Origin of the sequence: Pseudomonas sp. K2I15 (assembly GCF_002204795.1) — a bacterium.
In the GTDB taxonomy this organism is placed as follows: Bacteria; Pseudomonadota; Gammaproteobacteria; order Pseudomonadales; family Pseudomonadaceae; genus Aquipseudomonas.
In genome coordinates, this window is record NZ_NIXO01000052.1 from 26717 (window position 1) to 45550 (window position 18834).

General features: G+C 61.7%; 19 protein-coding genes and 1 riboswitch. Of the genes, 5 read left to right on the plus strand and 14 right to left on the minus strand.

Features of this window, described 5'->3' with window-relative positions; genetic code table 11:
• The 9 genes from cobC to cobO form a co-directional block, all read right to left on the minus strand.
• Entirely contained in the window at nucleotides 1-576 is a 576-nt protein-coding gene (gene cobC / locus CEC48_RS24560; RefSeq protein ID WP_088426097.1) for an alpha-ribazole phosphatase family protein, read from the minus strand.
• Nucleotides 573-1628: a nicotinate-nucleotide--dimethylbenzimidazole phosphoribosyltransferase gene (gene cobT, locus CEC48_RS24565; protein ID WP_088426098.1), complete on the minus strand. Its 1056-nt coding sequence runs from the start codon at nucleotides 1626-1628 to the stop codon at nucleotides 573-575. The genes cobC and cobT overlap by 4 nt, the downstream gene beginning before the upstream one ends.
• Nucleotides 1625-2146 (minus strand): bifunctional adenosylcobinamide kinase/adenosylcobinamide-phosphate guanylyltransferase, encoded by a 522-nt coding sequence (gene cobU / locus CEC48_RS24570; RefSeq protein WP_088426099.1) that lies wholly within the window; start codon nucleotides 2144-2146, stop codon nucleotides 1625-1627. The genes cobT and cobU overlap by 4 nt, the downstream gene beginning before the upstream one ends.
• Before the next feature lie 804 nt (nucleotides 2147-2950).
• Nucleotides 2951-4402, minus strand: a complete 1452-nt coding sequence (locus CEC48_RS24585) for a cobyric acid synthase (protein ID WP_088426101.1) — start codon at nucleotides 4400-4402, stop codon at nucleotides 2951-2953.
• Nucleotides 4399-5388, minus strand: coding sequence for a threonine-phosphate decarboxylase CobD (gene cobD, locus CEC48_RS24590; protein ID WP_088426102.1), 990 nt, complete (start codon nucleotides 5386-5388; stop codon nucleotides 4399-4401). Before cobD ends, CEC48_RS24585 begins: the two co-directional genes overlap by 4 nt.
• Nucleotides 5381-6289 (minus strand): adenosylcobinamide-phosphate synthase CbiB, encoded by a 909-nt coding sequence (gene cbiB / locus CEC48_RS24595; protein WP_088426103.1) that lies wholly within the window; start codon nucleotides 6287-6289, stop codon nucleotides 5381-5383. The genes cobD and cbiB overlap by 8 nt, the downstream gene beginning before the upstream one ends.
• Nucleotides 6286-6936, minus strand: a complete 651-nt coding sequence (gene bluB / locus CEC48_RS24600) for a 5,6-dimethylbenzimidazole synthase (protein WP_088426104.1) — start codon at nucleotides 6934-6936, stop codon at nucleotides 6286-6288. Before bluB ends, cbiB begins: the two co-directional genes overlap by 4 nt.
• Nucleotides 6933-8342: a cobyrinate a,c-diamide synthase gene (locus CEC48_RS24605; protein WP_088426105.1), complete on the minus strand. Its 1410-nt coding sequence runs from the start codon at nucleotides 8340-8342 to the stop codon at nucleotides 6933-6935. The genes bluB and CEC48_RS24605 overlap by 4 nt, the downstream gene beginning before the upstream one ends.
• Nucleotides 8339-8950, minus strand: a complete 612-nt coding sequence (cobO, locus tag CEC48_RS24610) for a cob(I)yrinic acid a,c-diamide adenosyltransferase (RefSeq protein WP_088426106.1) — start codon at nucleotides 8948-8950, stop codon at nucleotides 8339-8341. The genes CEC48_RS24605 and cobO overlap by 4 nt, the downstream gene beginning before the upstream one ends.
• A 79-nt stretch (nucleotides 8951-9029) precedes the next feature.
• A riboswitch (cobalamin riboswitch) is annotated at nucleotides 9030-9267 on the minus strand.
• Nucleotides 9268-9366: 99 nt separating this feature from the next.
• Between cobO and CEC48_RS24615 the strand changes: the two genes are divergently transcribed.
• Entirely contained in the window at nucleotides 9367-10680 is a 1314-nt protein-coding gene (locus tag CEC48_RS24615) for a sorbosone dehydrogenase family protein (protein WP_088426107.1), read from the plus strand.
• 152 nt (nucleotides 10681-10832) lie between these two features.
• Here the strand turns inward: CEC48_RS24615 and CEC48_RS24620 are convergent, their stop codons facing one another.
• The 5 genes from CEC48_RS24620 to CEC48_RS24640 form a co-directional block, all read right to left on the minus strand.
• Entirely contained in the window at nucleotides 10833-11375 is a 543-nt protein-coding gene (locus CEC48_RS24620) for a C40 family peptidase (protein ID WP_088426108.1), read from the minus strand.
• 144 nt (nucleotides 11376-11519) lie between these two features.
• A complete protein-coding gene (locus tag CEC48_RS24625; protein ID WP_088426109.1) occupies nucleotides 11520-12164 on the minus strand; it encodes a C40 family peptidase in 645 nt (214 codons plus the stop codon).
• Nucleotides 12165-12377: 213 nt separating this feature from the next.
• Nucleotides 12378-13082: a DnaA regulatory inactivator Hda gene (hda, locus tag CEC48_RS24630; RefSeq protein ID WP_010176467.1), complete on the minus strand. Its 705-nt coding sequence runs from the start codon at nucleotides 13080-13082 to the stop codon at nucleotides 12378-12380.
• A 217-nt stretch (nucleotides 13083-13299) separates the two neighbouring features.
• The gene (locus CEC48_RS24635) at nucleotides 13300-14373 is read right to left on the minus strand and encodes an AI-2E family transporter (RefSeq protein WP_088426110.1); all 1074 of its coding nucleotides are present in this window, start codon (nucleotides 14371-14373) and stop codon (nucleotides 13300-13302) included.
• Nucleotides 14374-14426: 53 nt separating this feature from the next.
• Nucleotides 14427-15467 carry a DUF2066 domain-containing protein gene (locus tag CEC48_RS24640; RefSeq protein WP_088426111.1) on the minus strand — a complete coding sequence of 347 codons (1041 nt, stop codon included), beginning with the start codon at nucleotides 15465-15467 and terminating at the stop codon, nucleotides 14427-14429.
• Between the two features lie 359 nt (nucleotides 15468-15826).
• Between CEC48_RS24640 and purM the strand changes: the two genes are divergently transcribed.
• From purM to CEC48_RS24660, 4 genes are all read left to right on the plus strand, one after another.
• A complete protein-coding gene (purM, locus tag CEC48_RS24645; RefSeq protein ID WP_088426112.1) occupies nucleotides 15827-16885 on the plus strand; it encodes a phosphoribosylformylglycinamidine cyclo-ligase in 1059 nt (352 codons plus the stop codon).
• Nucleotides 16885-17535 carry a phosphoribosylglycinamide formyltransferase gene (purN, locus tag CEC48_RS24650; RefSeq protein ID WP_088426113.1) on the plus strand — a complete coding sequence of 217 codons (651 nt, stop codon included), beginning with the start codon at nucleotides 16885-16887 and terminating at the stop codon, nucleotides 17533-17535. Before purM ends, purN begins: the two co-directional genes overlap by 1 nt.
• Before the next feature lie 8 nt (nucleotides 17536-17543).
• Complete coding sequence (locus CEC48_RS24655; protein WP_088426114.1) at nucleotides 17544-18257, plus strand: DUF3108 domain-containing protein; 714 nt, start codon at nucleotides 17544-17546, stop codon at nucleotides 18255-18257.
• Between the two features lie 253 nt (nucleotides 18258-18510).
• Entirely contained in the window at nucleotides 18511-18699 is a 189-nt protein-coding gene (locus CEC48_RS24660) for a hypothetical protein (protein ID WP_088426115.1), read from the plus strand.
• Nucleotides 18700-18834 lie beyond the last annotated feature (135 nt).

Below are 18834 nucleotides of genomic sequence, written 5' to 3' on the forward strand. Positions count from 1 at the left end.
TCAGAGTCCTTCCCTTAATACACCATCCGCCTCTACCTGCAGGCTGAATAGACCACCATGGCCGACTTCCACATTCAACAATTGCTCACGGGGCAAACCGCGCGCCTGGGCCAGCAGTAAACGCATGACCCCGCCATGGCTGATCAGCAGCACTCGCTGGCCGTCATACGCCTGATGCAAGCGCGCGACAGTGCCCAACACCCGCGCAGAAAACTGCGACACCGGCTCGCCCTCGGGCGGCGTGAAGCTGTAAGGGTCGGCCCAAAACAGACCCAACGCGTCGGCATCGGTCTCCATCAAGGCTGCTGCACTTTGCCCTTCCCAGGCGCCGAAATGCAGCTCCTGCAAGTCCTTTTCCAGGGTGACCGACAGGTTCAGGCGCGCGCCCAGCTCATCGGCAAACCGCGCGCAACGTTGCAGCGGCGAGCTGACCAGACGGTCCCACGGGCCCTGCTCCACCGCCGCCGCACGCATCTGCTCCCAGCCCTTGGCGGTGAGCGCATCGTCCAGGCTGCCGCGTAGGCCGCCGCCCAGTTCGGTTTCGCCATGGCGCAGCAGGTCCAGATGCAAGGTCATGCCGGACGGTCCGCCACAGCCGCTTCAGCGAAGGTCGCCATCTGCCCGTGCAGCGCGCAGGCCAGGCGCAGCAACGGCACGGCCAGCGCAGCGCCACTGCCTTCGCCCAGGCGCAGGCCGAGTTCCAGCAGCGGTTCGGCGCTGAGGCTTTGCAGCACGTGACGGTGGCCGGGCTCGGCACCGCGGTGGCCGAACAGCAGCCATTCGCGGCAGGCCGGGTTAAGGCGCGTGGCGACCAGCGCGGCGACGGTGCAGATAAAGCCGTCGACCAGCACCACTACGCCCTCTTGGGCACAGGCCAGGTAGGCGCCGACCAGCGCGGCAATTTCAAAGCCGCCGAGGTTGAACAGGGTTTTCAGTGCGTCGTCACGGTCGCCTGCGTGCAGTGCCAGGGCACGTTCGATGACGGCGACTTTGTGGCTGACGCCCTGGGCGTTCAGGCCGGTGCCGGGGCCGGTCAGGTCGCTGACCTGGCAGTGCAGCAGTGCGCAGGCCAGGGCGCTGGCGGCGGTGGTGTTGCCGATGCCCATCTCGCCGCCGATAAACAGCTGCGCGCCGCTCGCAATGGCGCGGTGCACGCTGTCGCGGCCGGCTTGCAGGGCTAGTTGGCCTTGGGCTTCAGTCATTGCCGGGCCGTTGACGAAGTTGGCGGTGCCGGGGCCGATGTTGAGGTGGCGTACGCCGGGCAGGTTCAATGTTGGGGTGATGGTGCCCAGGTCGACCACTTCCAGTTTCGCGTCGAGTTGGCGCGCCAGCACGCTGATGGCGGCGCCGCCGGTGACGAAGTTGTGGAGCATCTGGCCGGTGACTTCCTGGGGGAAGGCGGAAACACCTTCGGCGACGACGCCGTGGTCGCCGGCGAAGATGGCGATCCACAGGTGGTCGACGCTGGGTTTGACCTGGCCCTGGAGGGCGGCCAATTGGACTGCCACGGCTTCCAACCGGCCGAGGGAGCCGGCGGGTTTGGTCAGTTGCTGTTGACGGGCCAGGGCTTGTTCGTGGGCTTGGGTGTCGATTACTTTGCAGGGGTTGAGCCACCAGATGTCGGTCATAACGCAGTACCTTTTAAAGTCAGGGGCAGGCCGGCGACGGTCAGGACGACGCGCTGACAACGTTCGGCCAAGGCTTGATGGAGCCATCCGGCTTCATCGACATAGCGGCGAGTCAATTCGCCCAGCGGGACGACACCCAGTCCGGTCTCGTTGCTGACAAAAATGATTTCTCCTGGGAGGGTGGCCAGGGTTTGTAGCAGTGCCTCGCGCTCTTCCTTTAGACGGTTGGGGTCTTCGAGCATGAGGAGGTTGGTGAGCCATAGGGTGAGGCAGTCGATCAGCAGGCAGCGGTCGTTCGCGGCGTTTTCGCGCAGGGTGCGGGCGAGTTCGAGGGGTTCTTCGATCAGGGCCCATTCGGCGGGGCGGCGTTGGCGGTGGATTGCCACGCGGTCGTTCATTTCGCCGTCCAGGGGTTGGCTGGTGGCTATGTAGGTGACGCTTAGGCCGCTGTCGGTGGCGAGTTTTTCGGCCAGGCGGCTTTTGCCGGAGCGGGCACCGCCGAGGATCAACTGGAGCATGGGTTTTGTCTCTGTTTTTGACGGTGTGTATATCCGTTGTTTTGGTAACGGCTTCGATTGGTTCCGCTCTTACAGCGGCTCACTTTTGAACAGCGCAAAAGTAAGCAAAACGCTCTTGCCCCACCACTCGGCACCTCGCTTGGGCTCGGTGTGCCCTCAGCTCCGGTAGTACTACGCGGGCCGCCGCGACGGGGCGTCCCTGCCCCGTCGCGGCTAAACCGGCGTCCTGCCGGTTTACCCGCTCCGTACTACCTGCGTTCGGCCAGCGTGGTTTAACGGGGCGCCTAAGATCAAGATCAACAGCAGATCAAGAACACAGCGGCCTACCGGCCGGCTTGAGTGGTGTAGAGCAACAGCAAAATCAAAAGTAAAAGCGGGCACGGTCCAAATGTGGGAGCGGGCTTGCTCGCGAAGGTCGTTAACGATGACGATGGTTTTCTGATTCAACGCGGCGCCCTCACGTTTTTCGCGAGCAAGCCCGCTCCTACAGACCCGCTCCTACAGAAAAGCAGCTCTGCTTTCGCTCTGGACCTTGCCCTTGCTTCTAACACTCAGGTCGGCTTTCAGGCCACCGTGCTCTTGATCTGCTGTTGATCTTGATCTACGGGCCCCGTTAACCACGATGGCCGGAATGCGGGCATGCCGAGCCTAGGCGAGGCACCGAGTGGTGGGGCAAAGACCTTTTGGTTACTTTTGGCTGGGCCGGCATTCCGGGCGTTTGCCAAAAGTGACACGCTGTAAGAGCGGAACCCTAAGTAGCCGTTACCGCAGCAACGGATATGTACACAGTCCAATACCAACCACTCATACCCCACACAACGAACGCAACAAACCCGTATCCAAATGCCGCTCTACCAGATCCGCCAACCGCTCAATATCCCGCTCCCGCAACCCGTGATAATCCACCTCTTGCACATCCTCCAACCCAGCCCACCGCAACAAGGCACTGCAAGCCGCCGGTGTCTCAAACACCCCATGCAAATAAGTCCCGAGAATCTGCCCATCCTCACTCTGCGCCCCATCCATGCGCCCATTGTCCAACCGAACCGCAGGCCGCAATAGGCCAGCGCCACTGGTTACGCCAGCGTGGATCTCATACCCACTCACCTCGGCATCCTCCAGCAACAACCGCCCGCGCACATTGCGCAGCTGCTTCTCCTCCTCCAGCGTCGTACTGAACGCCAACAACCCCAACCCGACGCTCGAACCGCAAGGCCCTTCCAACCCAAGCGGGTCATGCACCTGCTCCCCGAGCATCTGCAACCCACCACAAATCCCCAACACCTTCCCGCCATAACGCAAATGCCGAGCCACCGCCGTATCCCACCCATTGGCCCGCAAATACGCCAAATCACTGCGCACACTCTTCGAGCCCGGCAAAATAATCAGATCCGCCGCAGGAATCGCGTGCCCCGGCCCAACAAACTGCAAATCCACCTGCGGATGCAACCGCAACGGATCAAAGTCCGTGTGATTACTGATCCGCGGCAACACCGGCACCACCACCTTGAGCACCTGCGCCGCCTTATCGATCTGGCGCTGGTCGATACCGTCCTCAGCCTCCAGATGCAAATCCATCACATACGGCAACACACCCACCACCGGCTTACCCGTACGCGCCTCCAGCCAATCCAGCCCCGGCTGCAACAGCGCAATGTCCCCGCGAAACCGATTGATGATGAACCCTTTGACCCGCGCCTGTTCAGTCGGCGACAACAATTCCAGCGTGCCCACCAAATGCGCAAACACCCCACCACGATTGATATCGGCAATCAGCAACACCGGGCAGTCCACCGCCTCGGCAAAACCCATGTTGGCAATGTCATTCGCCCGCAGATTGATCTCGGCAGGCGAACCCGCGCCCTCGACCATCACCACCGGATACGCCGCACTCAACCGCGCATGGGAGGCCAACACCGCCTGCATCGCGATGGCTTTGTAATCGTGATAAGCCACGGCATTCATGGTGGTCACGGCGCGCCCGTGAATAATCACCTGGGAACCGGTGTCGCTGTTGGGCTTGAGCAGCACCGGGTTCATGTCGGTGTGGGGCGCCAGGTTCGCCGCCTGGGCCTGCACCGCCTGGGCCCGGCCGATCTCGCCACCTTCGGCGGTCACGGCGCTGTTGAGCGCCATGTTCTGAGGCTTGAAGGGCACCACCGGGATGCCCTGGCGCACCAGCCAGCGGCAGAGTGCGGTCACCAGGGTGCTTTTGCCTGCATCGGAAGTAGTGCCCTGCACCATCAAGGTACTCATGCGGCTTCCTTGTAGGTGCTCAGCGCCTGTTCCAGCCGCAGCCAGTCGGCTTCAGTGTCCGGCAGGCCGAACCGCAGGCTGCTGTTGTCGACAAACAGGCGCAGCAGAATGCCGCGCTGGGCCATGAATTCATGCAACTGCTCCGCCCGGTCCGTGATCATCCACTGGAACAACGCGCAGCCACCGTGGGGCCGCAGGCCATGGCGTTCAAGCACGTCAAACAGGCGCCGGCTGGCCGACTCGCAACGCAGCCGCTGTTGCGCATGGCCGCCGGTATCGCGCAGGCACACTTGCCCAAGCACCCGCGTCGGCCCGCTGACGGCCCATGGCCCCACCTGTTCGGCGAGCAGCTTGAGCAGCTTGCGCTCGGCCAGCACAAAACCCAACCGCACCCCGGCCAGGCCGAAGAATTTGCCAAACGAGCGCAGCACAATCAGGCCGACTTGATGGGCCTGGCTCGCAAGACTCAACTGCGGGGTGATGTCCATGAAGGCTTCGTCCACCACCAGCCAGCCACCACGCTGGGCCAGGCGTGCATGCCAGTCCAGCAGGCGTTGCGGCGCAAGGCTCAGGCCGGTGGGGTTGTTGGGATTGACCACCACCAGCACGTCGAGGCTGTCGAGGAAGAAGTCGACTTCCTGCTCCAGCACTTCACGCACGATGTAGCCGGCGCGGCGCCAGGCTTCGGCGTGTTCGGCGTAACACGGCGACAGCACGCCAACCTTGCCCGCCCGACGCAGGCGCGGCAGTAACTGGATCGCGGCCTGGGAGCCGGCCACCGGCAGCACATGGGTCGCGCCGTAATACTCGCAGGCAGCCTGTTCCAGGCCGTCATCGGTTTCAGGCAGGCGTGCCCAGGCCCGCAGCGGGATTTCCGGGACCGGGAACGGCCACGGCGCCAGGCCACTGGACAGGTCCAGCCAATCGGCCTCAGGAATGCCGTACTGCATTGCCGCCTTGCGCAAGCGGCCACCGTGCTCAAGCATAAAATTCAGCCCCCACACACAGGATCAGCAACCACAGCCACACGCCGCGTTGCACCAGTTGCCAGCCACGCTCGATGGAATCGGCATCCGCGGGTGGGCCTTCGCCCAGTTGCGGGCGCTGGTGCAGTTCGCCGTGATAAATCGCCGCGCCGCCCAACTCCACGCCAAGGGCGCCCGCACCTGCCGCCATCACCGGGCCGGCGTTGGGGCTGTCCCAGGTCGGGCCCTGGGTGCGCCAGCATTTGAGCGCCAGGCGGGTTTTTCCCAGCAGCGCGTAGGTCATTGCCACCAGGCGTGCCGGAATGTAGTTGAGCACGTCGTCGATCTTTGCCGCCGCCCAGCCGAAACGCTCAAAGCGTTCATTGCGGTAGCCCCACATGGCATCCAGGGTGTTGCTCAGACGATAGAGCACCACGCCGGGCACGCCGGCGACCACAAACCAGAACAGTGCGGCGAATACCGCATCGCTGCCGTTTTCCAGCACCGACTCGGTGGCCGCGCGGGCGACTTCTGTTTGGTCCAGTTCACTGGTCTGACGGCTCACCAAGTAGCTGACGCGTTTGCGCGCCTCGTCCAGGTCATCGCTGCGCAGCGCTTGTGCTACCGGCAGCACGTGTTCGCCCAGGCTGCGCATGCCAACGGCGCAATACAGCGCGAGGATTTCCACTACCCAACCGATGTAGGGCGCCCACGACAGGGCCGTGGCCAGCAGGGTCAACGGCACCACCGCGATCACCCACGCGGTGACGCCATGACTGCGCCAGCCACGGCCGCCGGAGTTGAAACGCTGCTCGATGCGCCCGGCAAAATTGCCGAACGCCACCAGCGGATGCCAGCGCCTGGGCTCGCCCAGCAGCGCATCCAGCGCTACGGCAGCGACACTCAGCAAGGCCACACTCATTGACTCACTCCCCAAAAATTCTCATACAACATGTCACTTAGCGGACGTGGTTCGGTCCAGCCTTCGAGCTGCAACATCGGTGCCGGGTAGAACTCGGTCACCGGGCCCAGGCACAACACAGCCAGTGGCTTGGCACCGGGCGGCAGGCCGAGCAGGTCGGCCAGGGCCTGGGGTTCAAACAGCGAGACCCAGCCCATGCCCAGCCCTTCGACGCGGGCCGCCAGCCATAGATTCTGGATCGCACAGGACAACGACGCCATGTCCATTTCCGGCAAGGTGCGGCGACCGAAGATATGCCGCTCGCGGTCGTCCATCAGCGCAGCCACCAGCACTTCGGCGCAGTCGTTGATGCCTTCGACCTTGAGCTTCATGAACTGGTCGGAGCGCTCGCCGAGCGCCTCGGCGGTGCGCACGCGTTCTTCTTCCACCAGTTGCTGGATTTGGCCGCGCAGGTTGCGGTCGCTGATGCGGATAAACCGCCACGGCTGCATCAGCCCGACACTCGGCGCCTGGTGCGCAGCTTGCAGAAGGCGCTGGAGCAATTGCGGCGCGACGCTGCCGCCACTGAAGTGGCGCATGTCACGGCGTTCGGCGATGGCGCGGTAGACGGCGGCGCGGTCGGCTTCGGGAAAGGCGTTGTCAGTCATGGCCTCTTCGCGAGCAAGCCCGCTCCCACATTAGAGTTTTGGTGTGCAGCAGACTGGGAGTCGACTCGGTTCAATGTGGGAACGGGTTTGCTCGCGAAAGCGGTTTCCTGGTCCGGCGCAAACAGTGCAGCCACCGCTGTCGGGTTGGACGGGAAATAAAAGTGCACGTAGGACGCCGTCATCCGGCCCTGACGGTAAACCGCCTCGGCGCCGCGCCCGCCATTCGGGCTCAGGCCCCGGGCAATCGGCTGCCATTCGGTGCTGGTCAGCGAATGATGGTAGGTGTGGCCGCGCAACAGGCCTTCGGGCAGTTCGACATTTTGCAGGGCCAACGCCGCCAGACGTTTCTGCATTACGGCATCGCCCTGGAGCAAGCCGACCAGTTCAGCACGGGTGCCGTCGACATCGGTGAGCGAGTCCAGCAGATAGAGCATGCCGCCGCATTCAGCCAGCAGCGGTTTGCCGGCGGCGTGATGAGCGCGGATGGCGTCGAGCATCGGGGTATTTTCCGACAGCGCCTGGTGATGCAATTCCGGGTAACCGCCGGGCAGGTACAGGCTGTCAGCTTCGGGCAACGCGCTGTCACGAATCGGCGAGAAGAAGCGCAGTTCGGCGCCCATCGCCCTCAGCAGGTCAAGGCTGGCGCCATAGGTAAAGGCGAAGGCTTCGTCGCGAGCCACCGCAATGCGTACGCCGGCCAGCAACGGTTGGGCCTCGATCACTTCAGGCGCGGCGAATTCCACCGGCGGTGGCAGCGCTACCTCGCAGCTGCTGCCCAGGGCTTGGGCGGCAGCATCGAGGCGTAAGTCGAGGTCGTTCAGTTCACTGGCTTGCACCAGGCCAAGGTGGCGGCTGGGCAATTCAATGCCGGTCTCCCGGGACAGTGCGCCGTACCAGCGCAGGCCTTCGGTAAGGCTGCCTTCGAGCAATTGCGCATGGCGCAGCGTGCCGACGCGGTTGGCCAGTACGCCGGCAAACGGCAGGTCCGGCTGGTAGCGCGCCAAGCCCAACGCCAGGGCGCCAAAGGTCTGGGCCATGGCCGTACCGTCGATCACCGCCAGTACCGGCACGCCAAAGTGCCGCGCCAGGTCGGCGCTGGACGGTGTGCCATCGAACAGGCCCATCACGCCTTCGATCAGGATCAGGTCGGCTTCCCCCGCCGCTTCCCACAGCAACCGGCGACTTTCCTGCTCGCCCACCATCCACATGTCCAATTGATACACAGGCGCACCACTGGCGCGCTCGTGGATCATCGGGTCGAGAAAGTCCGGGCCGCATTTGAACACTCGCACCTTGCGCCCCAGGTTGCGGTGCAAGCGGGCGAGCGCGGCGGTGACGGTGGTTTTGCCCTGGCCGGATGCCGGTGCGGCGATCAGGACAGCAGGGCAATGACGGGGCTGATTCAAAGTTCGATGCCTTTCTGTGCCTTGATACCGGCCTGGAAGGCGTGCTTGAGCATACCCATTTCCGTCACAGTGTCGGCCATTTCGATCAATTCGGGTTTGGCGCCACGGCCGGTCACCAGCACGTGCTGCATTGGCGGGCGGGCTTGCAGGTCGCTGAGCACCTGGTCCAGATCGAGGTAGCCATGCTTGAGGGCGATGTTCAGCTCATCCAGCACCACCAGGCCGATGTCTGGGTTCTGCAGCATTTCCCGCGATACCGCCCAGGCGGCTTCGGCGGCAACGATGTCACGCGCGCGGTCCTGGGTTTCCCAGGTAAAGCCTTCGCCCATCACGTGGAAGCGCACCTGCTCGGGGAAACGGCGGAAGAACAGCTCTTCGCCGGTGCTGTTGCGGCCCTTGATGAACTGCACCACGCCACACTGCATGCCGTGGCCCATGGCCCGTGCCAGCATGCCGAACGCGGAGCTGCTCTTGCCCTTGCCGTTGCCGGTGAGCACCAGCAGCAATCCGCACTCGTTGGGTGAGTTGGCAATGCGCTCATCAATCACGGCTTTTTTGCGCAGCATGCGCGCCAGGTGGCGTTCGTCACGATCGGGGGATTCAGTCATGGCAGCTCTCCGTTGGGGCTGGACAAAAACGGCGGGCAGGAAAAAGACACATACAGACAGCCAAGCATCGCCCACCGTGATGCTGTTGGATGGATCAGGCCGGTCTCCGGGCTCATGAGTGACATGCAATGCCGAGGGTGCGCCTTCCCATATCGCGAGCGATACAGTGGCTTAAGGCACCGTCTTGACTCATTTACCGTTGCGGGGGCAGCGCCGGAATCGTGGCTGCACTGTAGAAAAGTGCGCTCACTCACCGGCTTCCCTGTTTCACTCAGTCGGCGCGTACGCCACAGAGCACCTGAAACAAGCCGCGAAGGTTAGTGGGTTGGGGGTGGAGCGTCAATTAAAGCCGGACACGCGCGTGAACCATCGGGTCGCTACACGCCTCTACCCCTACAGGTATTAAGGAGAAAACCATGCACAAGACCCGACTCGCCCTACTGATTATGGTCGCCGGCACCCTCGCCGCCTGCGGTGAAAGCTCTACCCTGCAAGTGTCCGAAGGCACCGGGCCCTCGCCCAAACTGCCGGAACCGAACAAAACCCTGATCCCCACGGTGAATATCGCGCCGGCCATTGGCTGGCCCGAAGGCGCCAAGCCGACCCCGGCGGCGGGCACCCAAGTGGCGGCGTTTGCCGAAGGCCTGGACCACCCGCGCTGGCTGTATGTGCTGCCCAATGGCGATGTGCTGGTGGCGGAAACCAATGCGCCGCCCAAACCGGACGACTCCAAGGGCATTCGCGGCTGGGTGATGGAGAAAGTCATGGGGCGCGCAGGGGCTGCCGTGCCGAGCCCGAATCGCATCACCCTGCTGCGGGATGCCGACCACGATGGCGTGGCGGAAACCCGCACGGTGTTCCTGGAGAACCTGAACTCGCCGTTCGGCATGACGCTGGTGGGCAACGACCTGTATGTCGCCGATTCGGATAAGTTGCTGCGCTTCCCTTATCAGCCAGGCGAAACCTCGATCAAGGAAGCCGGCACCACAGTGGTCGACCTGCCGGGCGGCAGCATCAACCATCACTGGACCAAGAACGTGGTCGCCAGCAAAGACGGCAGCAAGCTGTACGTCAGCGTGGGCTCCAACAGCAACGTTGGGGAAAACGGCCTGGAAGCGGAGCAAGGCCGGGCCGCGATCTGGGAAGTGGACCGCGCCACCGGCCAGCATCGCATCTTCGCCTCCGGCCTGCGCAACCCCAACGGCATGGCGTGGGAACCGCAAAGCGGCAAGCTGTGGACGGCAGTCAACGAGCGCGATGAAATCGGCAGCGACCTGGTGCCGGACTACATCACCTCGGTCAAGGATGGCGCCTTTTACGGCTGGCCGTTCAGTTACTACGGGCAGCACATCGATGTGCGGGTTAATCCACAGAACCCGGACCTGGTGGCCAAGGCGATTGCACCGGACTATGCAGTGGGCCCGCACACGGCGTCCCTGGGGCTGACCTTTGCCGACGGCAGCAAGTTACCGGCACAGTTCAGTAACGGCGCGTTTATCGGCCAGCATGGCTCGTGGAACCGCAAGCCCCACAGTGGCTACAAGGTGATCTTTGTGCCGTTTGAGGCAGGCAAGCCCAAAGGCCAGCCGGTGGATGTGCTGACTGGGTTCCTCAACAGCGATGAGAAAGCCATGGGCCGCCCGGTAGGCGTGGTGATCGACAAGCAGGGGGATTTGTTGGTGGCAGATGATGTGGGGAACACGGTGTGGCGGGTGTCGGCGGCGAAGTAGCCGACTTCGTAAACACCACAACATAAAGGTGGGAGCGGGCTTGTGTGGGAGCGGGCTTGCTCGCGAATGCGGTGTGTCAGTCACCGAATGCATCAACTGAAAGACTGCATTCGCGAGCAAGCCCGCCCCCCCACATCTGGCTTAGTATTTTCCTACGGATTGCGGGCCAGGTGTTCCGCCGGCAATACGCGCTTGGCGCTCAGGTAGGCGTTCTGCCAATAGGCCTTGGACAGCGTGTCCAACTTCACCGTACCGCCGGTTTGCGGCGCATGCACAAAGCGCCCTTCGCCTACATAGATCCCGGCGTGACTGACCTGCGAGCCGCCGCCGGTGGCGAAGAAGATCAGGTCGCCGGTTTGCAGGTTGTTTTCACTCACGTCCTGGGCGCGCATCACGATCAACTCGCGAGTAGTACGCGGCAGGGAGATGCCGGCGGCATCACGGTATACAAAACCGATCAAGCCACTGCAATCAAACCCCGAGTCCGGCGTATTGCCGCCCCAGCGATAAGGCGTGCCGACCAGGCCAAGCGCACGGAAGAGCACGTCTTCGGCAGCAGGCGAGAAACTTTGGGAGGCATAAGTGTTGAACACCGGCTTGGGCTTGACGGCCACGGGAGCAGGCGGAGGACGACTTGCGCAGGCGCTGAGCAGCGCGGCGCAAACGAGAAGAATTAGGCGGGCCGAGGTCGACATGGGCAGAACAATCCTGATCTGGATGCGGCTTTCGCTGCCGAACGCTGAAAACCAGAACGCGCAAGCAAAGCTCGCGCGATCGATTTACAACAATGTCCAGGGATTCTAGCGCTTACACGTCAAACTTCAAGTATCACTTTAACTTTACTTGCTAGCAGTAACGGTAGTCGGGGCCATCGCGAGGGCGCGCTTGGCTTCGATGAAGGTTTTGCTCCAGTAGCTGTCACCCAGGTTATCGACTCGCACACCACCGCTGCGGCGGCTGCTGGAGTGGATAAACTGGTTGTCGCCCAGGTAGATACCGGCGTGGCTGACACGACCACGGCCCGCAGTGCTAAAGAAAAGCAGATCACCTGGCTTGAGGTTGTTTCGTGCGACCAACGGTGCATTTACGTTGATCATTTCGCGGGTGGAGCGCGGCAGATTCATGCCGGCTTCCTCACGGAACAGGTAGCCGATGAAACCGCTGCAGTCGAAACCGGCTTCAGAGGTACCGCCGAAACGGTAACGGGTACCGATCAGGGACATGCCGCGTTCGAGAATGCTGTCGGCCAGAACTGGAAGCTGGTAAGGCTTGGCGCCGGAGAAGTCGGCGAGTTCTTTTTCGGTAGCCTGCTCTTCTTTATAGAAAGCTTCCTGATAAACAGTGGAAGACTGAGATGCTACGAATTTTGCCTGGGACTGTTGTGCTGGTTTTTGCTGCTCAGCCACGTTTTGAGTGTGGGTGGCGCAACCAAACAACAGGGTAACGAGTGCGAGAGGCACGAGGGGTGCGAAGCGATTTAGCATGGGCACGACCGTGGCTGATGTGTAAAGAAGCCGAGACTATGCCCTCTATCACATCGATTTGCAAATTCAATCGTGATCTATGTGACTTCTTGTTTGGACTATGACATCTAAGCCCTTAACACCCTATGCAACCCATTTGCGTGGCCAATCCGGCCAAAACGCGAGTTTTCTGGCGCCTGGAATTTGCCGAGAGCCCCGGTTTTAAAGGGCCACCTACCAGCCCAGGGTTTCTTTAAGGAAGGGAATGGTGAGCTTGCGCTGGGCCTGCAAGGAGGCCTGATCGAGCTGTTCGAGCAAGTCGAACAATGCGCTCATGCTGCGGGTGCCACGGGTGAGGATAAAATGCCCAACTTCGTCAGTCAGGTGCAACCCGCGACGGGAAGCACGCAGTTGCAGGGCACGCAATTTGTCTTCGTCGGACAACGGGCGCATCTGGAAGATCAGCGCCAAGGTCAGCCGCGACTTGAGGTCGGCCAGCTTCACCGGCAACTCACGGGGCGAGGTGGATGCAGCAATCAACAAACGCCGGCCGCTGTCACGCAAGCGGTTGAACAGATGGAACAGCGCCTCTTCCCAATCCGCCCGCCCCGCTACCGCCTGCAAATCGTCGAGGCAGACCAACTCGTATTGCTCAAGGTTGTCGAGGATCTCGATACCGCGGTCCAGCAGCTCCGCCAGCGGCAGGTAAACCGCCGGTTCACCCATCTGCTCAAAGCGCAGGCAAGCGGCCTGCAACAAGTGGGTACGCCCCACGCCGTCCTTGCCCCAGAGGTAGATCAGGCTTTCGGTCCACCCGGCGTCGGCTTCGCAGAGCCGCTCGACATAGCCGAGTGCAGCGGCATTGGCGCCTGGGTAGTAATTGATAAAGGTTGCGTCGTCACGCAGACGCACACCTAGGGGCAGCTGAATCGGTTTCATGCTGACTGAACGGTTCCAATCGAACCGTTAGTGACCTCTGTGTAAAGTTTGCAAAGTTTATACCCGTGACGCCGGGCGCACAATGCAGCAGACCACAAGCAAAATCAAAGGTTTGCGTTAACTTGTTGGATTTGGTGAGGATTGTTTGACGCAATGGCGAAACGCCAGAGCCGATAAACGACAAACCCGGCCTTAAGCCGGGTTTGTGATGCTGCGGTTATAACTCCGGTTCGTCGACGCCGGCGTACATGTCCGAGTCTTTATACAAGTCGTGCACATGGCGCACCAGCACCATGATCACCGCCGCCACCGGCAGCGCCAGCAGGATGCCGGTAAAACCGAACAGCTCGCCGCCTGCCAGGATCGCGAAGATCACTGCTACCGGGTGCAGGCCGATCCGGTCGCCCACCAGCAACGGCGTCAGCACCATGCCTTCCAGGGCCTGGCCGACCATGAACACCGCAACAATCCCGAGCATCGGGTACAGGTCGCCGTGGAACTGGAACAGCCCGGCCACCAGCGCCGCACCGATACCAATCACAAAGCCCATATACGGCACGATGGCCGCCAGGCCGGCGATCAGGCCGATCAACAGACCCAGCTCCAGGCCGATTGCCATTAGCCCCGCCGCGTAAATAATCCCCAGCGCCAGCATCACCAGCAATTGGCCACGGACGAAGGCGCCAAGCACCTCATGGCATTCCCCGGCCAGGGAGACGATGCGCTCCTCACGGTCGCGCGGCAGCAGGCTGCGGATCTTGGCCATCATGATGTCCCAGTCCCGCAGCAGGTAGAACGCTACCACCGGGATCAGCACCAGGTTGGTCAGCCAGCCGATCAGCGCAAGGCTCGAAGCGGTTGCCTGGCTGAGCACCACGCCGACGATGTCGGTGGTCTGGCCCATGTGCTCGCTGATGGCGGCCTTGACCTTGTCGAACTTCCAGAAACCGTCTGCCAGCCCCAACTTGGCCTGCGCCCACGGCATGGCCGTGTGTTGCAGCCAGTCGAGCATTTGCGGCGCCAGCTCATAGAGCTTGAACAATTGCTTGGCCAGCATCGGCACCAGCACCAGCACCAACGCGGTGATGATCAACGTGAACAACGCAAACACCGCCACCACGCCCCAGGTACGTGACAGGCCGACCTTTTCCAGGCGATCCACCACGGGATCGAACAGATAGGCCAACAGCAATGCGACCAGGAACGGCGTCAGGATCGAATGCAGCAGGAACACAAAAACGCACAGCAGGACAATCCCGCCAATCCACACCCAACGACGCGTATCCGCCATAAACCACTCCATCTGTTATTTGCTTCCTGCTTCTATATAAGGAGGAAGAGTGCTTACCAATGAAAACGTAGTTGCGGGGTCGGCTCGACCGGCGCCGGTTGTGCACCTTCCACCACCGGCTGCGGGGCCGGAGCCTCACCTGCCGGGACTTCCTGCAACTTGGCCAGGCTTAACTGGGTGCGCAACTGCTCAGCGCTGCCATTCACCCGATAAACGATGCGAGTGCCGTCCACGCGTACCGGCTGGGCACCAAACGGCTCCAGCAGATGGCCCAGGGCGGCGTAATGCTCCAGGTTCATGCCCTGCACTTCCAGCAATTGATCGCTGGTGGCAGCGCCAGCCTTGACCGCAAAGCGTGGCGCCAGGCGTTCGCTGACGGCCAGCAGCACGGCGTCGGCCAACGCCGCAGTGTCTGTGCCAGTGGCGGTGCCCTGCTCGCTTTTATCACCCAGCCACAGGCGCCATTTGGCCGACCATTGGCCGCCGTCTTCACGGGCATGCACCGCCAGCAAGGCATCCGCGCCGTAACGTTCGGATGCAGCGCGCAGCGGTGTGGCGTCGGGGCTTTCAAGATTCGGGGCGGTGGCGACGATTTGTTCGTTCAGGTCACCCAGCGGCAGGCGCAACGGCAAACCACGGTGCTGGGCTGCGCGGCGCAATGGTTGGGCGACAGCCTGGCCGTCGCCGACCAGGCTGCTGCCTTCGACGGAATCGTTCAACCACCAACCAAGGATCGAAGGCCGGTTGCTGCCCCACAGCGCCAACCCTGCGCCACGCAAGGCGCGGTCGGTGCTGACCGGGTCGAAATCCACTTGCAGGCTTTCCGGAGGGCCGGCGTCGTAGCCGTATTGGCTGATGATCTGTTGCGGGTCCTTGCGGATCGCCGCCAGGCCCGGGCCATCGGCGGCCTTGGCGTCGCCGGTCAGGCGGATCACCAGGGTTTGCAGGGCGCGCTGGGTAGCCTGGTCACGCTCCTGGGGAGACTGACTGCTGACCGGTTCCAGCACTTGATAGAGGCCATTGAGGGTTTCGGCATGACTCGCCAGGCTGACCAATGACAAACAGCCCACAAAAAAATATTTACTCAGACCCATGAAAAAAGATTCCCGAACGGCAAATAAGCGGTTGGAACAGACCGCGTGAACACTATTGAGCAAGGCTGTGACCACAGCGACCGGCAAAACATTCACAGGGTCTCGGTAAGTTTTTGTACTGTCATAACGATAGCGAGTTAAAGGCTATACCTTAATACGGCCCGTGACCGACTCGATTAGCGATTTTTTTAACAGCTATTGCCCCTGCCCGTCGGCCCGAGGATGGCCGCTGCCCCTCAAGCCTGATAAAATCGCGCGCCTTCGCAGACCGTCAATGGCAGGCCATGCTGAAACTTCAGGTTTCAGTACACCCGCCGCATTCGGTCGTTACCCAGAAATCCCCCCTAAAGGCCTGGATCATGAGCAAGCAACCCTCCCTGAGCTACAAGGACGCCGGTGTAGACATCGACGCCGGTGAAGCATTGGTCGAACGCATCAAGAGCGTCGCCAAGCGTACTGCGCGCCCCGAAGTCATGGGCGGCCTGGGCGGTTTTGGCGCCCTCTGCGAGATCCCGGCCGGCTACAAGCAGCCTGTATTGGTCTCCGGCACCGACGGTGTGGGCACCAAGCTGCGCCTGGCATTGAACCTGAACAAGCACGACAGCATCGGCATCGACCTGGTTGCCATGTGCGTGAACGACCTGGTGGTGTGCGGCGCCGAGCCGCTGTTCTTCCTTGACTACTACGCCACCGGCAAGCTCAACGTCGAGACCGCTACCCAAGTGGTCACCGGCATCGGCGCTGGCTGCGAACTGTCCGGCTGCTCCCTGGTCGGTGGTGAAACCGCTGAAATGCCAGGCATGTACGAAGGCGAAGACTACGACCTGGCCGGTTTCTGCGTCGGCGTTGTAGAAAAATCCGAAATCATCGACGGCTCCAAAGTCGCTGCCGGTGACGCCCTGCTGGCCCTGCCATCGTCCGGCCCGCACTCCAACGGCTACTCGCTGATCCGCAAGATCATCGAAGTGTCCGGCGCCGACATCGAAACCATCCAGCTCGACGGCAAGCCTCTGACCGACCTGCTGATGGCTCCGACCCGCATCTACGTGAAGCCGTTGCTCAAGCTGATCAAGGACACCGGCGCAGTCAAGGCCATGGCCCACATCACCGGTGGCGGCCTGCTGGACAACATCCCGCGTGTACTGCCTAAAGGTGCCCAGGCGATTGTCGACGTGGCCAGCTGGCAGCGCCCGGCAGTCTTCGACTGGCTGCAAGAGAAAGGCAACGTCAACGAAACCGAAATGCACCGCGTACTGAACTGCGGCGTGGGCATGGTGATCTGCGTGGCTCAAGAGCACGTTGAAACCGCGTTGAACGTACTGCGTGAAGCCGGCGAGCAGCCTTGGGTCATCGGCCAGATCGCTACCGCTGCCGAAGGCGCGGCCCAAGTTGAGCTGAAGAACCTCAAGGCTCACTAATGTCCGCAACCTGTGATGTCGTGGTGCTGCTTTCCGGCACCGGCAGTAATTTGCAGGCCCTGATCGACAGCACGCGTACCGGCGACAGCCCGGTGCGCATCGCTGCGGTGATCTCCAACCGCAGCGACGCCTACGGCCTGCAACGCGCCAGGGACGCGGGTATCGACACCCGCTCCCTGGATCACAAGGCTTTCGAAGGCCGCGAGGCCTTCGACAGTGCCTTGATCGACCTGATCGACACCTTCAATCCCAAGCTCGTGGTACTGGCCGGCTTCATGCGCATTCTCAGCGCTGACTTCGTGCGCCACTACAATGGGCGCCTGCTGAATATCCACCCGTCCCTGCTGCCCAAATACAAAGGGTTACACACCCACCAGCGTGCCCTGGAGGCCGGCGACACCGAGCATGGCTGCAGCGTGCACTTTGTCACCGAGGAACTCGATGGCGGGCCTCTGGTCGTACAGGCAGTAGTTCCGGTAGAGTCTGCGGACTCGGCGCAGACGCTTGCGCAACGGGTTCACACCCAGGAACACAGGATTTACCCGCTGGCTGTTCGCTGGTTCGCTGAGGGGCGGTTGATTCTTGGCGACCACGGTGCATTATTGGACGGTCAGTTACTGGCGGCCAGCGGCCACTTGATTCGAACCTAGGAGACTTTATGCGTCGCGCCCTGCTCTTCGCTTTTGCGCTGTTCGCCTTGCCTGCCGTGCAAGCGGCAGACCTTCACCCTTTCTCCGCCAGCTACACCGCCGACTGGAAACAGTTGCCCATGAGTGGTTCGGCAGAACGCAGCCTGACCAAGAATGACAACGGCACCTGGACCTTGAATTTCAAGGCCTCCATGATGATCGCCAGCCTGACTGAAACCAGCGTGATCCGCTTCGACAAGGACGCCTTGCAGCCGCAGAGCTACACCTTCGAACGCGGTGGCCTGGGCAAGGCGAAGAAGATCAACCTGGACTTCGACCGTACGGCCAACAAGGTCACCGGCTTCGAAAACAAGGACCCGGTCAATGTCGCCCTTGAAAGCGGCATGATGGACAAGTCGACCTACCAGCTTGCCCTGCAGCGCGACGTGGCCGCTGGCAAGAAAAGCATGAGCTACCGCGTGGTTGAAGGGACAGACACCGACACCTACGACTTCCGCGTGATCGGCCCGGAAAAGGTCCAGACCAAAGCCGGCTCGATCGATGCGATCAAGGTCGAGCGCGTACGTGACCCGACTCAAAGCAAGCGCATTACCCAAATGTGGTTTGCCAAGGACTGGGGCGGCATCCTGGTTGCCCTGCGCCAAGTCGAGACCGACGGCAAGGAATACAACATCATGCTGCAAGACGGCACCGTTGACGGCAAGGCTGTCAAAGGCAGCTGATCCTCTGCGCAATAAAAGAGCCTCGCTGATGCGGGGCTTTTTTTCGCCTGTCACCTGACGCCAACATGAAACTTTTGTCATAAAACTCAGCGCCCTGCGACGCAATGTCGCTATTTACGCGGGCTCGCGCGATTACGCCACTTTTTGTAAAGGTGTGTTGCAAATCCTGGTTATTTACTTAGCAAGCTAACAAATCATATAACAAAGGCCTGCGACGCCTTGCCGCAGGTCAACCAGAGATTGGAGCAAGCAGATGACTGTAAAAGTAACTGAACGCGACGATGAGCATATGTCCCACGAAGCATTAGCCCACGGGATTCACATCTGGGATGTACACCAGCAAGACCTGCTGGTCGGCATGTTTCACGACGAGACCGAAGCTCATAATTATAAAAACGAGCTCGAGACCCTCGAGATGAAACGCCAGGCGCAAAGCTCCTGAAACTCTGAAATCCTGTAGACACCCGGCCCCACGCAGCTGGAGTGTTTATAAACACAAACCCCGCCTTTATGAGCGGGGTTTGTGTTTTTGGGGGGTGGGGGTTGGCGGGCTTCAGGGGGCGCTTCGCACCCCAGC

Coding starts and splice junctions, on each gene's coding strand:
- cobC (WP_088426097.1), bottom strand. CDS start 576: ATGACCTTGCATCTGGACCTGCTGCGCCATGGCGAAACCGAACTGGGC.
- cobT (WP_088426098.1), bottom strand. CDS start 1,628: ATGACCGACATCTGGTGGCTCAACCCCTGCAAAGTAATCGACACCCAA.
- cobU (WP_088426099.1), bottom strand. CDS start 2,146: ATGCTCCAGTTGATCCTCGGCGGTGCCCGCTCCGGCAAAAGCCGCCTG.
- CEC48_RS24585 (WP_088426101.1), bottom strand. CDS start 4,402: ATGAGTACCTTGATGGTGCAGGGCACTACTTCCGATGCAGGCAAAAGC.
- cobD (WP_088426102.1), bottom strand. CDS start 5,388: ATGCTTGAGCACGGTGGCCGCTTGCGCAAGGCGGCAATGCAGTACGGC.
- cbiB (WP_088426103.1), bottom strand. CDS start 6,289: ATGAGTGTGGCCTTGCTGAGTGTCGCTGCCGTAGCGCTGGATGCGCTG.
- bluB (WP_088426104.1), bottom strand. CDS start 6,936: ATGACTGACAACGCCTTTCCCGAAGCCGACCGCGCCGCCGTCTACCGC.
- cobO (WP_088426106.1), bottom strand. CDS start 8,950: ATGACTGAATCCCCCGATCGTGACGAACGCCACCTGGCGCGCATGCTG.
- CEC48_RS24615 (WP_088426107.1), top strand. CDS start 9,367: ATGCACAAGACCCGACTCGCCCTACTGATTATGGTCGCCGGCACCCTC.
- CEC48_RS24620 (WP_088426108.1), bottom strand. CDS start 11,375: ATGTCGACCTCGGCCCGCCTAATTCTTCTCGTTTGCGCCGCGCTGCTC.
- CEC48_RS24625 (WP_088426109.1), bottom strand. CDS start 12,164: ATGCTAAATCGCTTCGCACCCCTCGTGCCTCTCGCACTCGTTACCCTG.
- hda (WP_010176467.1), bottom strand. CDS start 13,082: ATGAAACCGATTCAGCTGCCCCTAGGTGTGCGTCTGCGTGACGACGCA.
- CEC48_RS24635 (WP_088426110.1), bottom strand. CDS start 14,373: ATGGCGGATACGCGTCGTTGGGTGTGGATTGGCGGGATTGTCCTGCTG.
- CEC48_RS24640 (WP_088426111.1), bottom strand. CDS start 15,467: ATGGGTCTGAGTAAATATTTTTTTGTGGGCTGTTTGTCATTGGTCAGC.
- purM (WP_088426112.1), top strand. CDS start 15,827: ATGAGCAAGCAACCCTCCCTGAGCTACAAGGACGCCGGTGTAGACATC.
- purN (WP_088426113.1), top strand. CDS start 16,885: ATGTCCGCAACCTGTGATGTCGTGGTGCTGCTTTCCGGCACCGGCAGT.
- CEC48_RS24655 (WP_088426114.1), top strand. CDS start 17,544: ATGCGTCGCGCCCTGCTCTTCGCTTTTGCGCTGTTCGCCTTGCCTGCC.
- CEC48_RS24660 (WP_088426115.1), top strand. CDS start 18,511: ATGACTGTAAAAGTAACTGAACGCGACGATGAGCATATGTCCCACGAA.